At 52.2% G+C, this 14,289-nt stretch carries 14 protein-coding genes and 4 tRNA genes; 9 read left to right on the top strand and 9 right to left on the bottom strand.

Going from position 1 to position 14,289, the window contains the following annotated elements; translation table 11 throughout:
• Positions 1–68 precede the first annotated feature (68 nt).
• Positions 69–764, bottom strand: a complete 696-nt coding sequence (locus BM159_RS01350; RefSeq protein ID WP_093912457.1) for an HAD family hydrolase — start codon at positions 762–764, stop codon at positions 69–71.
• A gap of 192 nt (positions 765–956) precedes the next feature.
• On the opposite strand from BM159_RS01350, the gene BM159_RS01345 reads away from it, so the two are divergent.
• From BM159_RS01345 to BM159_RS01330, 4 genes are all read left to right on the top strand, one after another.
• On the top strand, positions 957–1,361 hold the full coding sequence (locus tag BM159_RS01345; RefSeq protein WP_093912456.1) for a DUF190 domain-containing protein: 405 nt from the start codon (positions 957–959) through the stop codon (positions 1,359–1,361).
• A gap of 130 nt (positions 1,362–1,491) precedes the next feature.
• On the top strand, positions 1,492–1,974 hold the full coding sequence (locus BM159_RS01340) for a YcjF family protein (RefSeq protein WP_245763605.1): 483 nt from the start codon (positions 1,492–1,494) through the stop codon (positions 1,972–1,974).
• Positions 1,975–2,053: 79 nt separating this feature from the next.
• On the top strand, positions 2,054–2,488 hold the full coding sequence (locus BM159_RS01335) for an ECF transporter S component family protein (protein WP_093912454.1): 435 nt from the start codon (positions 2,054–2,056) through the stop codon (positions 2,486–2,488).
• Positions 2,489–2,545: 57 nt separating this feature from the next.
• Positions 2,546–2,989, top strand: coding sequence for a universal stress protein (locus tag BM159_RS01330; RefSeq protein ID WP_093912588.1), 444 nt, complete (start codon positions 2,546–2,548; stop codon positions 2,987–2,989).
• Between the two features lie 137 nt (positions 2,990–3,126).
• On the opposite strand, the gene BM159_RS01325 is transcribed toward BM159_RS01330, so the two are convergent.
• From BM159_RS01325 to BM159_RS01295, 7 genes are all read right to left on the bottom strand, one after another.
• Positions 3,127–4,077 (bottom strand): magnesium transporter CorA family protein, encoded by a 951-nt coding sequence (locus tag BM159_RS01325; protein ID WP_093912453.1) that lies wholly within the window; start codon positions 4,075–4,077, stop codon positions 3,127–3,129.
• A 233-nt stretch (positions 4,078–4,310) separates the two neighbouring features.
• Positions 4,311–4,386, bottom strand: a tRNA-Lys gene (locus tag BM159_RS01320).
• A 9-nt stretch (positions 4,387–4,395) separates the two neighbouring features.
• Positions 4,396–4,471, bottom strand: a tRNA-Gln gene (locus BM159_RS01315).
• A 12-nt stretch (positions 4,472–4,483) separates the two neighbouring features.
• Positions 4,484–4,559: transfer RNA gene (locus tag BM159_RS01310), tRNA-His, on the bottom strand.
• A gap of 54 nt (positions 4,560–4,613) precedes the next feature.
• Positions 4,614–5,516 (bottom strand): L-serine ammonia-lyase, iron-sulfur-dependent, subunit alpha, encoded by a 903-nt coding sequence (gene sdaAA, locus BM159_RS01305; RefSeq protein ID WP_093912452.1) that lies wholly within the window; start codon positions 5,514–5,516, stop codon positions 4,614–4,616.
• Positions 5,517–5,532: 16 nt separating this feature from the next.
• Positions 5,533–6,198 (bottom strand): L-serine ammonia-lyase, iron-sulfur-dependent subunit beta, encoded by a 666-nt coding sequence (gene sdaAB, locus BM159_RS01300; protein WP_093912451.1) that lies wholly within the window; start codon positions 6,196–6,198, stop codon positions 5,533–5,535.
• A gap of 74 nt (positions 6,199–6,272) precedes the next feature.
• Positions 6,273–6,689 (bottom strand): helix-turn-helix domain-containing protein, encoded by a 417-nt coding sequence (locus tag BM159_RS01295; protein ID WP_093912450.1) that lies wholly within the window; start codon positions 6,687–6,689, stop codon positions 6,273–6,275.
• A 251-nt stretch (positions 6,690–6,940) separates the two neighbouring features.
• Here BM159_RS01295 and BM159_RS01290 point away from each other — a divergent pair, with 251 nt between their 5' ends.
• From BM159_RS01290 to BM159_RS01275, 4 genes are all read left to right on the top strand, one after another.
• On the top strand, positions 6,941–7,825 hold the full coding sequence (locus tag BM159_RS01290; RefSeq protein WP_093912449.1) for an Rpn family recombination-promoting nuclease/putative transposase: 885 nt from the start codon (positions 6,941–6,943) through the stop codon (positions 7,823–7,825).
• Positions 7,826–8,082: 257 nt separating this feature from the next.
• Positions 8,083–8,613: a hypothetical protein gene (locus BM159_RS01285; RefSeq protein WP_093912448.1), complete on the top strand. Its 531-nt coding sequence runs from the start codon at positions 8,083–8,085 to the stop codon at positions 8,611–8,613.
• 21 nt (positions 8,614–8,634) lie between these two features.
• A tRNA-Leu gene (locus BM159_RS01280) sits at positions 8,635–8,718 on the top strand.
• 93 nt (positions 8,719–8,811) lie between these two features.
• A complete protein-coding gene (locus BM159_RS01275) occupies positions 8,812–9,981 on the top strand; it encodes a cation:dicarboxylate symporter family transporter (protein ID WP_093912447.1) in 1,170 nt (389 codons plus the stop codon).
• 60 nt (positions 9,982–10,041) lie between these two features.
• On the opposite strand, the gene BM159_RS01270 is transcribed toward BM159_RS01275, so the two are convergent.
• Positions 10,042–10,533 (bottom strand): hypothetical protein, encoded by a 492-nt coding sequence (locus BM159_RS01270; RefSeq protein WP_093912446.1) that lies wholly within the window; start codon positions 10,531–10,533, stop codon positions 10,042–10,044.
• 203 nt (positions 10,534–10,736) lie between these two features.
• On the opposite strand from BM159_RS01270, the gene nifJ reads away from it, so the two are divergent.
• Positions 10,737–14,249: a pyruvate:ferredoxin (flavodoxin) oxidoreductase gene (gene nifJ / locus BM159_RS01265; RefSeq protein WP_093912445.1), complete on the top strand. Its 3,513-nt coding sequence runs from the start codon at positions 10,737–10,739 to the stop codon at positions 14,247–14,249.
• Positions 14,250–14,289: the final 40 nt, after the last annotated feature.

Genomic DNA, 14,289 nt, shown 5'->3' with positions numbered 1-14,289 from the left:
CGGGCAACGATTGTTATTCGCGCCTGCGTCAATGCCTGCCAAAATATGTTCTCCCGGCGAAACGTTCATTACGCTTCGCTGATTTCCTTAACAAACTCCGCCGGATCGTCGGGAAGCGTTTTCCAGATTTTCCAGGGAGTGCAGTCGGCAAAATCTTCCGGCTTAAACTCGCTGCCGGTCAGGACGATGATGCAGCGGGCCCCGATGGCGGCGGCGCACCGGGCGTCGCTGGGGGTATCGCCGATGACGATGATCTGGGAAGTGTCTTTTACCAGTCCGTCCACCAGCAAGCGGTTGTATAAAATCCGGGACAGTTCGTTGCGGTCTTCCGCCAGATCGCCGTATGCGCCGTGCCGGAAGTCAAAATACTGCGCGATGCCGTATTCCGTTACCTTGTCCCGTGCTGCGTTGGTGGTGTTGCCCGTTAACAGCAGGCTGGTAACGTCCGGCGCGTTTTCCTTCAGATACTGCAGCGTCTTTTCCACGTTGGGCATCAGCCGGCCTTTATGCAGTTTCAGGTGCTGCTTCAGATACATTTCGTATTTCAGGCTCAGCGAGGCGGCCCAGCCACTGGTGCAGTGGCCCTTGATATCCGTTACGATCTCTTTGATGATGGATGAATCCGTACAGCCGGCCAGCGTATGTTTAAAAACATAGGGCTCTTTTCTGTAAAAATAATCGCAGGTGGCTTCCTGCAGCGCGTCATAGCCTGCGCGGTTGGTCAGCAGCAGGGTTCCGTCGATATCCCAGGCCAGGTATAGCATGAATGTCCCTCCGGTTAGAATACTGATTACGATATAATTTTACTCTATCGGGTTGCATTATGCAAATAAAATACTTACATACGGGCGGGCAAAATGATATAATTTAAATGAAATAACGGTGCAGTTGATCTTGCTATTTTATGGCTTAAAGAAAGATATTGATCAAAGGCGGACCGGAAAGAGGTGACGCATATGAAATTTGTCAAGCTTTATGAATTGAAGATTTTTACTGCGGAAGATGTACTGTGCGGGGATGAGCCCTTTTACAAGGCTGTATTTAAAGAGGCGCGGCGTCTCGGTCTGGGCGGCGGTACCATGATCCGGGCCGACGCGGGCTACGGAAGGCAGATCCGGGGCAACGACGGCCGGGCGGTGCCTGTCTTTTTCAGCGGGAGTTATAATCTGCCGCTGATTATTGAAATTGTAGATACAAAGGAAAAACTGGCAACGCTGTATCCGTTTCTGGAGAAAAATGGCGAAAAGCATTTTATGGCAGTCATTGTGCCATTGACGGCGCTGCATACAAAGTATGTCGAGGAAAACGGCGCAAAACTTGACAGGCCGCCGCTGCCTTTAATGGACGAACCGGACTGCTGAGCGGGAAAACTGTGAAATGTTTTGGAGGCCCCTGCGATTTCTTGCAAACGGGGAACGCATAGTATATAATTAGCTGGGTACAGGCTGTGATGATTTTTTTCAGATGAAGTTATGTTTTGGAGGTTTAATTATGGCAGATGAAAAAATCACGGTAATCGACGATAAGGACAGGGAGGAAGAAGCTCTTTCCCTGTGCAAATGGGCGGCGGCCCGCGCCGGCGTAATTGTGGTGGTTCCGGGGCTCGGTACACTTTCCACGATCGCCAATGATATTTATATGATCATGAAGATCGGCTCGGTTTATGAAGAAAAGATTACGGAAAAAGCAGCGGTGAGCCTGCTGGGTTCCATGGGCACGGTATTTGCCGGCGGCAAGCTGGCGACGCTGATTCCCTTTGCCCCCCTGCAGATCCCCCTGGCCGTCGGCATGACCTATGGTCTGGGCCGGGTCGTTATGGAATGGATCAAGGCCGGCAAGCCGAAAGACTTGAGCGCATTCAAGAAAGTGTATGACGACGCGGTAAAATACGCGAAGGACAACATCGATCTCTTTAAGAATGATCCGGACAAGGACAAGCCGCTGGGCGACGAAACGAAGAAGTTTGATGTGTAAATAAGCAGTTGCGGAAGAAACAAGTAACTGCAGAAAAAATAACTAATTGTAGAAATACAGCGTTTGGAGGTTTTCTGATTTGAATTTCGAGATATTCCTGTTTTTACTGTTCATGTCATTTGTCAGCTTTGCCGTAGGCGTTATCGTCTGGGTGGCAATCATGCGTTTCTTTGGCCGGGGTTCCCGGAATGCGAGGATATTGAGTTATATCCTGATTCCCATTTTCGCCCTGGGCTATAATTTCCTGATGCTTACGGCGGGGAAATGGCGGTATCTGGTCGGTTTTATCCCCATTGCGCTGATCATCGGTTATGCGTTGTATTACCGGTTCGGGAATCACGGCACCTACATCGAGCCCCAGGCAAAACCGGAAACGGATTTCCAGCGGAGGGAAAGTTCCAAGTCCAGACGTATCCGTGAGGCGCGGGAAAAACGGGCGGCGGAACGTGAACTGCGGAAACACGGCAAACCGAAACAGAAAATTAACAGCGCCGCAGAAGAAGAGCAGGAGTAGAAGATCCTTTCAGGCGGCTCTGCCTGATACACAGAAATAATGAAAGAAGGGATGAACATGTTTAAGAAAATCGTTGTTCCCGTTGACGGTTCGGAAAGCGCCTGGCGCGCGTTGGAGCAGGCCTGCGCCCTGGCAGAAAAGTTTGAGGGCGAGCTGCTGGTGCTGACGGTTATCCAGCCCTATAATAATGCTGCGTTGCTGGCGGTTCCCCTGGACCACAATATTATCAGCCAGAGTAACGCGGATCTGGAAGAAGTAGGGAAAGAGATACTGGCCCGGGCCAGGGAAAAAGTGACAGAGACCGGTTTTACCGGCGCTGCCGACTACAGGATTGAACTGGGGCATCCTTCCGAACGGATCCTGACCATTTCCAAAGCGGAGAAGGCGGATGCCATCGTGCTGGGCAGCCGCGGGCTTTCCGGTCTGGCTGAATTCTTCCTGGGCAGCGTAAGTACTAAAATCTCCCAGTATTCCAACATTCCGGTACTGATTGTAAAATAACCGTTGGGTAATGGCGATACAGCCACTGCAGCGGACAGTTACCGGAAAAAAGTTACTGATAAAACAGTTATCGGCAAAACAACATAAAAAAGGCAGTTCCCGATTTGGGAACTGCCTTTTTGTTTTATCGCTCCGATTCAGAACATATGCTTTTTCCACAGCCAGTAGCCGGCCAGCAGGCTGACCACGCAGGCGAGTCCGAACACGATGTAGAAACCGTGGGTAAACTCTGCGAAAGGTACCGGCACGTTCATGCCCCACAGGCCGGAGATAAACGTGGGGATGGCCAGGATGATGGTGACCGAAGCCAGGAACCGCATCACCAGGTTCAGGTTGTTGCTGATGATGGAAGCGAACACTTCCATCATGCTCTGCACGATGTGGCTGTACATCTCGACCATTTCAATGGCCTGCTTGTATTCTACGATAACATCGTCCAGCAGGTCCTCGTCTTCTTCGTACATCTTGATCAGCTGCTGTGTCTGGGCGGTGGTGCGCAGCCGCAGCAGTTTTTCCGTCACCATGTAATTGCTGCGCAGGGACGTGGTGAAATAGGTCAGGGATTTCTGCAGGTCCAGCATGCTGAACAGCTTGGAATTTTCCATGGCCTGACGCAGATGCGCTTCCAAATCATCTGTCCTGCGGATGATGTTGCGGATATATTTCAGATACAACGTAGCCGATTTATACAGGATCTGGAACAGGAACCGGGTCTTCTTATAGGTGCTGAACATTTTGAACGTTCTGGCGTTAAAGCCGGACGTGACCGCGTTGCTTTCCAGACAGACGGTAACGATGACGTCTTTTGTGACAATGATGCCTAACGGCATGGTGTCATAATCTTTGTTGCTGCGGAAAAAAGGAATGTCGATGACGACCAGAAGCTGCTCTTCGTCAATTTCCGTACGGGCTTTTTCTTCCCGGTCCAGAGCGGCTGTCAGAAAGTCTCTGGAAATATGGGTTGCTTCGGCGATTTCATCGATTTCTTCCGTAGAAGGGGCGACGATATCGATCCAGCAGCCTTTTTCCATGTCTTCGATGTCGAATTCATCAACGCCGGTGTTGGAGCTTTTCAAAATTTTGTACATGGCCGGTTCCTCCTTTCCTGCGTGATTTCATGATTCGCCATTACTAAATGAACATCCGGTTTTCTTCCGTTGGGGAAATTTTACTCCGGAATGCGCAGTGTTATTAATAGCAAATCATAAAAACACTTTCCCTTATAACTAATTTATTATATACGATTACGAAGAAAAATACTACCCCCTGTTGCCGGCGCAAATAAAAAACTCCTGTTCCCGGAGAACAGGAGTTGTTTTTCTGGTGATCCATCCGCGACTCGAACGCGGGACACCCTGATTAAAAGTCAGGTGCTCTACCAACTGAGCTAATGGACCGTTAAAATCTGGCTGGGGTGGCAGGGCTCGAACCTACGCATACAGGAGTCAAAGTCCTGTGCCTTACCGACTTGGCTACACCCCAAAATGAAAAAATTGGGGTGGGTAACAGGATTTGAACCTGCGCGTAACGGAGCCACAATCCGCCGTGTTAACCGCTTCACCATACCCACCATATAAGCGTCGCTTAATGACGGAAATTATTATAACACAGGCAAATTTACCTGTCAACCATGAATCTTTTTAAAATAATTCTCTGTCCAGACTTTTGCCGTCGGGGTCACGGCCAGTCCGCCTTCCGCCGTTTCCCGGAGCCCGCCGGGCAGGGAACGTCCTACCTTGTCCATGGCGTCGATTGCCTCATCCGCCGGAATGAAACTGCCCACGCCGGCCAGCGCCAGTTCCGCGGCCAGCAGGCACTGCATTACACTGCCTGCGTTGCGTTTGATGCAGGGGACCTCCACCAGACCCGCCACCGGATCGCATACCAGTCCCAGCATATTTTTAAAAACGATGGAAACCGCGTCGCCGATCTGGTTACCGTTTCCCCCGAAAACATAGACCACCGCGCCCGCGGCCATGGCCGCGCCGCTGCCGCATTCAGCCTGGCAGCCTCCGGTAGCGCCGGCGATGGATGCCCGGTTGGCGATCACTTCGCCGATCACGCCGGCCACCAGAAGAGCCTCCACCAGTTTCTTTCTGGGCACGCCGCAGTTTTCCTTCAGCGACAGCAGCACCCCCGGCAAGATCCCGCTGGCTCCCGCGGTAGGCGCCGCCACGATGCGTCCCATGGCCGCATTGGCCTCCGCCGCGGCCAGGGCATACATAACGGCCGTTCCGGCAACAGGACCTAACAGATCCTGTTTCTTTTTGCCCGCAGCTGCCGTAATGTATTCCTTCAGCTTTTTGGCGGAACCGCCGGTCAGCCCGCTGTTGGATTTCACGCCTGTCATGCCGTAGGCAACAGCCTCTTCCATGACCTGCAGCATGCTTTCCGTTTTTTTCAGGACAGCGGCCTTGTCTGTTTCAACCTGGGCCGCGCTTCTCTCCAGTAAATAGTCTATCAATGGAAGCTGTTTCGCTTCCGCCTCGCTGACCAGCAGGGCCCACGACAATTTATCTTTCTTCATGGATCATTCCTCCGCGTCACGATACTTTATCCACAAACCGTACCAGCTTTACCGGCCCCAGTTCTTCCAGGTGACGGATTACGGCCGCCGGAACCGGCTGGTCGCACTCGATGACCATGGTAGCCGTTTCCCCTTTGCCTTCGCGGAACACCCGCATGGAGGCAATGTTGATCATTTTCTGTGCCAGAATCGTGCTTACCAGCGCAATGACGCCCGGCTCGTCCCGATGGGGGACAAACAGCGCGGGCAGCACGCCCCTTAATTCTACGGGGTAGCCGTCCACGTTGGTCACCATAATCTGCCCGCCGCCGATGGACGCCCCGATGATTTCGCAGGTATTGCCCTTTGCCCCGGTCAGCCGGAACTGGACGGAATTCGGATGCGCCATCGAGCCAAGGTCACCTGGCGTAAACGAAAACTCCATACCGGTTTCCTCCGCCAGGCGCAACGCGTCGGGAATGCGCGCGTCATCGGGCTGCCATCCCATCAGACCGGCAATCAGGGCCCGGTCTGTTCCGTGACCTTTATAGGTATGGGCAAAGGAACCGTGCAGTAAGATTTCCGCCTTTCGGGGCCGTTCCCCCAGGATCCCCGCTGCCAGAAGCCCCAGCCGGCAGGCGCCCGCCGTATGTGAACTGCTGGGTCCAATCATGACGGGGCCTATGATATCAAAAATGTTCATGCTTTCTTTCTCCCTCCATCACGTGATGCAAAACGACAGAATATATGAACCGGATGCCGGTCGGGAGACGCGGCTTACTCAACCGGGCGCGACTCGATATTAATGATCATATGCAAGTCTTTGCCGGATTCGTAGCTGTCGATGATGGCATTGACAATAGCAAGGGTGTTCTTCAGCCGTTTTTCACTGAGTCCGTCCAGTCGTCTGATGGCTTCTTCCAGTTCCGGCTTACCCTTTGCGATAGTGACCGTTACCGTATCGTCGGGTTCATCAGGTCCTATGGTTATGATCTGTAATCCCATCAGTTCAGCCGGCGTGGTATCCAGCGCGGCGGCAAAAGCGGCGATCTTTGCCTGGGGGATATCATTTTCGCCGGATTCTATTTTGGCGATGGTTGACGTGGATTTATAGCCCAGTTTTTTGGCCAGCTCCTGCTGCGTCATGTTTAACGCGACGCGTCTCGCCCTGATATTTTCATGCAGCTCCAACATTGGCAGGACCTCCCTCCTTAAGGAAATACTTCGAGCTTTCTTACGGTTATCATACCATGTTTGTTATTTAAAATCAATAAAACAATGAGTTTTTCAAAAGTAATTGACTCTAAATCATTATTCGGCTGTAATAAAAAGCGATTAGAAACAAATCAAAGAAGTAATGCAAATAGTGTAGATAATTGCAAAAGGCGTTATTCTTCATAGAAAACGCATGAAAACTATGCTATAATACAACTGCGGAAGGAATCGTGCCGGTCGGAAAGACAGGTGAAGAATTGAGTAATTTTAAACCGATTGACTGGGATTCCATGACTTTTTCCAATAACCTTGTGTTTTTGGAAGTAATGAAGAACAAAGAGCTTTGCAAGCGTCTCATTGAACAGGTCCTGCACATACACATCAGGGAAATTCTTTATCTTGAAACAGATAAGAGCATTAGCGTACGAATTGACAGCAAGCGGATTCGACTTGATGTTTATGTGAAGGATGAAAAAGATACGGTATTGGATATTGAGATGCAGACGACAGGACCTAACAGTACTGTCTACCGGGGGACGGACGAGGAAGAGGTAATACGCGAACTGCCGTTGCGCACCCGGTATTACCAGAGCCTTGCCAGCATGGATATGCTGCACCGGGGAATGACATACAATGAGCTGCGCAAGTCGTATGTGATTTTTATCTGTACTTTTGATCCGTTTGGGAAAGGCCTGCCGGTTTATCATTTCACATACCGCTGTAAAGAGAACAACGCTTTGGAGATGCAGGATTTGACGGAGAATATTTTTCTGAATGCCAGGGCTGCGGACAAGGCAGACGATAAAGAGTTGTCAGCGTTTCTATCGTATGTTAACGGAAATAAACCGGAAAGTGAGTTCACCCGGACCGTGGACAGGGAAACGGCGCGGGTGAAGGATGACGAAATTTGGAGGGCGCGGGTTATGACATGGGAAATGGATCAGAAAATAATGGAGAAGCGATTTTTTCAACAAGGTGAAAAAAGTGGAGAGATGAAAGGTGAAAAGAAGAAAGCTCTTGAAATTGCCAAATCTTTATTAAAAGATGGAATGTCTGTAGAAAAGATTGCCAGGATAACGAATCTTCCTGTGGAAGAAGTGGCGGCGTTGGGGTGATTCTTTTCGTATAATTCGAATAAAATGTATTAGAGCATAAAATTTAGACTGCGCGGTTCTTCCGTTACGCCTGCTTAACGCGGGCGTTTTGTTTTTTTTCACACCAGTGTGAAGTGTAAGGGGTTCGCAATATGAGGAAGGAGAACAAATAACAAATATATGTGAATGCGAAAACTGTTGAAGAAGAACAAAAAGGATAGTATAATTAGGTATCGCTAATATGAGAAACCATCCGGATTTTAAAGGGGGTCGTTCCTGTGACTATCAAAAAAGCAGTAATGACTGTTATAACCATGCTGGCCATTATGGCGACAGGTACTTGCTTTGCAGTATCGAAAGAGGATTTTCTGATTGGAAATATCCGTTTAGGGCAACCCCTTGCTGAAGTAATTGCGAAATACGGACAGCCGGTGCATCAGGAGCAGTCAAACGAGTATTCCAGATATTACTTCGTTAAAGAAGGGAATGGGACATGGTTCCTGGTAGATGCGGCGCCGTCCGGTGACAAGCCGGTATTAAGCGTTGCCCTTAACGGTGACATAACGATAGCAACAAAAGCCGGCATCAAAACCGGTTCTACCGGCTCGGAACTGAAAAAAGCGTATGGGGAGCCTGATGAATGTCTGGATATAAACAATAACCGTATATCTATGGATGATAAAAACTATCAGGACCCTTGTATAGTTGGTTATGAAGCGGATGGATGGAGTTTGCAGTTTGCCTTGAGTGGTGGGAAAGACGCAAGCGAACGTAAAGTAATAAGCATAGCCATGAGAGTAAAAAGCTGACAACACATTAGAAAATGTTTTGCGGGCGTGGCGGAATTGGCAGACGCACCAGACTTAGGATCTGGCGGTTTATCCATGCAGGTTCAAGTCCTGTCGCCCGCACCAAAAAAATACAGCCGGAACCGCAAGGAACCGGCTTTTTTACAGGACGGCGCTGTTGTTTTTTATATCGCGCTGTGTTAACAGGAAGGGCGGACCATGCAGATTCACGGAATACCGGTCAACCTAAAATTGAATAGTACGGTCCTGATGATCGCTTCGTTTATCATAAGCGTCCTGGCGGGTCTAATCCTTAACCTCGCGGGCGCCGGGCGCGGCGTGTACACGATGCTGTATTCGGTGGGCATGGCCTACCTGAAACTGTTGTTCCTGCTGGCGCTTCCCATCGTTTTTCTGAATCTTGTTTCCGGCGTGATGCAGCGGCTGCAGCTGCGGTCCGACGGTTCGTCGCCTGCACGGTTATGGTTTTTCCACAGCATTGCGGTGACTGGCGCCGCGGTCCTTGGCCTGGCGGCGGGAGGCATTGCCGGGTCTGCACAGATTCCGGCCGCTTTTGCCGGTTTTTCCGATTTCGGCCTGCGCTGGTTCCGGCCCCTCGTGCCATGGGCGATGCTGCTGTCGGTGCTGACCGGTGCCGCTGCGGCGAAAATCGGACCGGAGGGCGAAGAAGCCCGCCGGCTGTTCCGTTCCCTGGCGGATGTGTTCGGCTATGCGGGAACCCTGTTGCTGCGTTTGCTGCCTTTGGGCCTGTTTTTCCTTCTTTGTCCCATGATCGGGATCCGGGGGCTGGCCGTTCTGTGGCCCGGTGTGAAACTGGTCCTGGTGACGGCTTTCTGCTGTGCGGCTTATGGAACTTTGGTTTACGGATATCAGCTGCGTCATTGCGGCAAGGACTGCCCGGCGCATTTCCTGCGCAACTTCAAACCGGTTCTGCTGCAGGCCTTTACCGCCTGCTCTTCCGGTTCCGGGGAAGGGGAGGCCCTGCACAGTCTGCAGCGCATGGGGATTGCAGGAGAAGCGGGCCGGACGGCCTGGCGCTGCGGAAAACTGCTGGGCAAAACAGGCACGGTGCTGTATCTGGGAATTGCCTGTATGCTGGCGGTTCGGTATGTTGGCATGCCGGTTTCCGTTCTCCCGGGTGTCGGTTTCTTTATCTGGGTCCTGCTGTTCTCGCTGGCGGGGATGAAACACCGGGGCAGCGGGCTGTACTGCGTGCTGGTTCTTCTTTTTATGCTGGGGCTGCCGCTGCGTGCCGCGGTTCCGTTGCTGATGTTCGAGTGGCTGCTGGACGGTTGCCGTTCGGCGCTGAATTCGGTTGCGGCGGGTACGGGAACGTATCTGGCGGACAAGCTTGGCTGGATGAAATAAAACGCGCCTTTGCGGACAGGGTTTACCTGTTTGCAGAGGCGCTTTTTGTTTTGTTGCGAATCAGATTTTTTCCAGCCGGTCCCCGATCTGCCGGTACCGGAAATCCTTTTTGGCGTTCCAGAAATGCGCGTTGACCGTGCCGCCGCTTGCCAGCAGGTCTTTCAGTTCAACGCTGTCCAGCAGACTGACGCGGACGGCCAGTGCAATGAGAGCGTCCAAATCTATGCCTTCCAGGTCGGCAGCGTTGACGACACGGTCCGATCTGCTTTCGGTTCCGTTGTGGTCCGTGCAGTCCAGGGAAACGGTTTTTCCTTCCGCGTAACCGGCCACGTCGGCCAGCAGACGTTTGGTGGAATCCTGCTGGTAATAGCGGGGCGTTTTGTTCAGGGTCACTTTAAAATCTTCCCCGGGCCGGTACAGTACCTGCAACGGTTTTCCGCCGTACGGGTTTGCGTAGGTCAGCAGCGTTTCCGTTTTGCTTTCGGTAATTTCCGTTTCCGCATGAAGCAGGTCTTGCAGTTTTTCATTCAGCAGTGTAAGTAAAATATTCAAAGACAACACCTTCTTTCGATAATATTATATCACATTATTTATAATTGGTAAGAATACAAAATACAACAAGTTTAACATTGCGGAAGAGTCGTTGATACGATATAATAAAGTGAATAATATTATAATGGCTCATTATGATATTAGTTAGAAATAACAAAACAGAATGATGTATTGATGAGTTTAATGAAAAGGGGAATCGATCTATGGCAATCATGAAAACGATGGACGGCAACGAAGCCGCCGCTTATGCATCCTATGCTTTTATTGACGCAGCCTGCATTTATCCCATCACTCCGTCTTCGCCTATGGCGGAACACGTGGATGAATGGGCTTCCGCAGGCAAAAAGAATCTGTTCGGACAGACGGTAAAACTGTTGGAAATGCAGTCTGAAGCCGGCGCTGCAGGCGCGGTACACGGTTCGCTGCAGGCGGGCGCCCTGACGGCTACCTACACGGCTTCCCAGGGTCTGCTGCTGATGATTCCTAACATGTATAAAATTTCCGGCGAACTGCTGCCGGGCGTGTTCAACGTTTCCGCTCGTGCGCTGGCTACCAGCAACCTGAGCATCTTCGGCGATCATCAGGACGTAATGGCCTGCCGTCAGACTGGTTTCGCCATGCTGGCGGAAGGCAGCGTGCAGGAAGTTATGGACCTGACCGGCGTAGCCCACATGGCCGCCATTAAGGGCCGCGTTCCCTTCCTGAACTTCTTTGACGGTTTCCGTACGTCCCATGAAATTCAGAAGATTGAAGTATTCGATTACAAAGATTATGCGGACATGCTGGACTGGGAAGCTGTAAAAGCGTTCCGGCAGCGTGGCCTGAATCCGGATGCTCCGGTTATGCGCGGCACGGCCCAGAACCCGGATACTTACTTCCAGAGCCGCGAAGCCGTTAACAAATACTATGAAGCGGTTCCGGAAATCGTGGAAGAATACATGGCCAAAGTCAGCAAGATCACCGGCCGTGAATACCATCTGTTCAATTACTACGGTCCGAAGGACGCGGACCAGCTGATCGTGGTTATGGGCTCCGGCCAGGAGACCGCCATCAAGACCGCGGAACTGGTCAATGCGGCAGAAGGCACAAAGATCGGCGTGCTGGCGGTTCATCTGTACCGTCCGTTCTCCGTGAAACATTTCCTGGCTGCGGTTCCGAAAACCGTGAAAAAGGTTGCTGTGCTGGATCGCACCAAAGAGCCGGGCAGCCTGGGCGAACCGCTGTATCAGGATGTCTGCAGCGCGTTCTATCAGAGCGACATGAAACCGGTCATCGTGGGCGGCCGTTTCGGTCTGGGTTCCAAAGAATTTACGCCCACCGAAATGTACGCGGTTATTGAAAACCTGCGTCAGGCTGCGCCGAAGAATGGCTTTACCGTTGGCATTAACGACGACGTGAACAACACCTCCCTGACCAGCAGCAAGATCCTGAACGCCACCCCGAAGGGAACCAAGGGCTGCAAGTTCTGGGGCCTGGGTTCCGACGGTACCGTTGGCGCCAACAAGAGCGCCATCAAGATCATCGGCGACCACACCGACATGTATGCGCAGGGTTATTTCGCTTACGATTCCAAGAAATCCGGCGGCATTACCGTATCCCATCTGCGGTTCGGCAAAGAGCCCATCATGGAACCGTACCTGATCAAAGACGCTGACTATGTGGCAGTTCACAATCAGTCCTACGTTTACAAATATGATATTATGTCCGGCCTGAAAGAGGGCGGCAACTTCCTGCTGAACTGCAGCTGGTCTCCGGAAGAACTGGACGAGAAACTGCCGGCTGCCGTAAAACAGTACATTGCGAAGAAGAAGGTTAATTTCTATATCATTGACGCGGTGAAGATTGCCCAGTCCATCGGTCTGGGCGGCCGCATTAACATGATCATGCAGTCCGCGTTCTTCAAACTGGCGGATATCATTCCGCTGGCCGACGCGGTGAAATATCTGAAGGACGCCGTGGAAGCATCCTATGGCATGAAAGGCCAGAATGTGGTTGACATGAACAATGCGGCCATCGACAAAGGCATCGAAGCCATTGTGAAGATTGATGTTCCCGCTGCCTGGGCTGATGCAAAAGACAAAGTGGAAACCAAAAAGACCGGCAATGCGTTCATCGACGACATTCTGGTTCCGGTTAACCGGCAGGAAGGCGACAAACTGCCTGTCAGCATTATGGCCCGTCACGCCGACGGCACCTTCCCGGTTGGCACTTCCGCTTACGAAAAACGCGGCATCGCCATCAACGTGCCGGAATGGGATGTGGCAAAATGCATCCAGTGCAACCAGTGCGCGTTTGTCTGCCCGCACGCTGCCATCCGTCCGGTGCTGCTGAACGACGCGGAAGCGGAAAAGATCGGCTATCCGTCCAAACCGGCCATGGGCGTAAAAGACGGCAGCAAGTTTGCCATGGTAATTTCCCCGTACGACTGCCAGGGCTGCGGCAACTGCGCCCAGATCTGCCCGGCGCCCGGCAAGGCGCTGTTCATGAAACCGCTGGATTCCCAGCTTGACAAAGCGCCTGCCTGGGATTATGCGGTGAATGAAGTGACGGAAAAACCGAATCCCATGAAGAAGAATACGGTGAAAGGTTCCCAGTTCGAACAGCCGTTGCTGCAGTTCTCGGGCGCCTGCTCCGGCTGCGGCGAAACGCCGTATGTAAAACTGGTGACCCAGCTGTTCGGCGACCGTATGATGGTGGCCAACGCTACGGGCTGCTCCTCCATCTGGGGCGCTTCTTCCCCGTCCATGCCGTATACCGTGAACAAGAAAGGACACGGTCCGGCCTGGGCTAACTCCCTGTTTGAAGATAACGCGGAATATGGTTTAGGTATGTTCCTGGGCGTGGAACAGTCCCGGGACCGCGTGGAAGAACTGATCGATGCGGCGCTGGCTGCAGGCAAAGGCTCTGCGGATCTGCAGGCTGCCATGAAAGACTGGAAAGAAAACAAGAATGTCAGCGAAGGCACCCGGGAACGGGCGGACAAGCTGGCGGAACTGCTGGCGAAAGAAGCAGGCGCGGACGCAGCGCTGCAGGAAATCCTTGACCTGAAACAGTTCTTTATCAAACGCAGCCACTGGATCTTCGGCGGCGACGGCTGGTCTTATGACATCGGCTACGGCGGACTGGATCACGTGCTGGCCAGCGGCAAGAATGTTAATGTTCTGGTTCTGGATACGGAAGTGTACTCCAACACCGGCGGCCAGTCCTCCAAGGCGACCCCGACCGCTGCCATTGCGCAGTTCGCTGCCAGCGGCAAGCGCACCAAGAAGAAAGACCTGGGCATGATGGCCATCAGCTATGGCTACGTGTATGTGGCGCAGGTTTCCATGGGCGCGGACAAGAATCAGCTGGTGAAGGCGCTGACGGAAGCGGAAGCTTACGACGGCCCGTCCCTGATCATCGCGTACTGCCCGTGCATCAACCACGGCCTGAAAGCCGGCATGGGCTGCAGCCAGCTGGAAGAAAAACGCGCCGTTGCCTGCGGTTACTGGGCAACCTACCGTTACAATCCGGAACTGAAGGCCCAGGGCAAGAATCCGTTCATCCTGGATTCCAAAGAACCTACCGAAAGCTTCCGTGACTACCTGCTGGGCGAAGTGCGTTTCGCGTCCCTGCAGAAAGTCCGTCCGCAGCTGGCTGAAGAGCTGTATAAGAAGACCGAAGCGGATGCCATGGAACGGATCGCCAACTACAAGAAAATGGCAGGAAAAGAATAAAGTTAAATCAGGAAACACTGGCTGACGAGGCGGAGAGGAA

Origin of the sequence: Succiniclasticum ruminis DSM 9236, assembly GCF_900112895.1 — a bacterium.
Lineage (GTDB): Bacteria > Bacillota > Negativicutes > Acidaminococcales > Acidaminococcaceae > Succiniclasticum > Succiniclasticum ruminis.
Note: the sequence above shows the minus strand (reverse complement) of the source record. Positions and strands in the feature narration are given on the sequence as shown.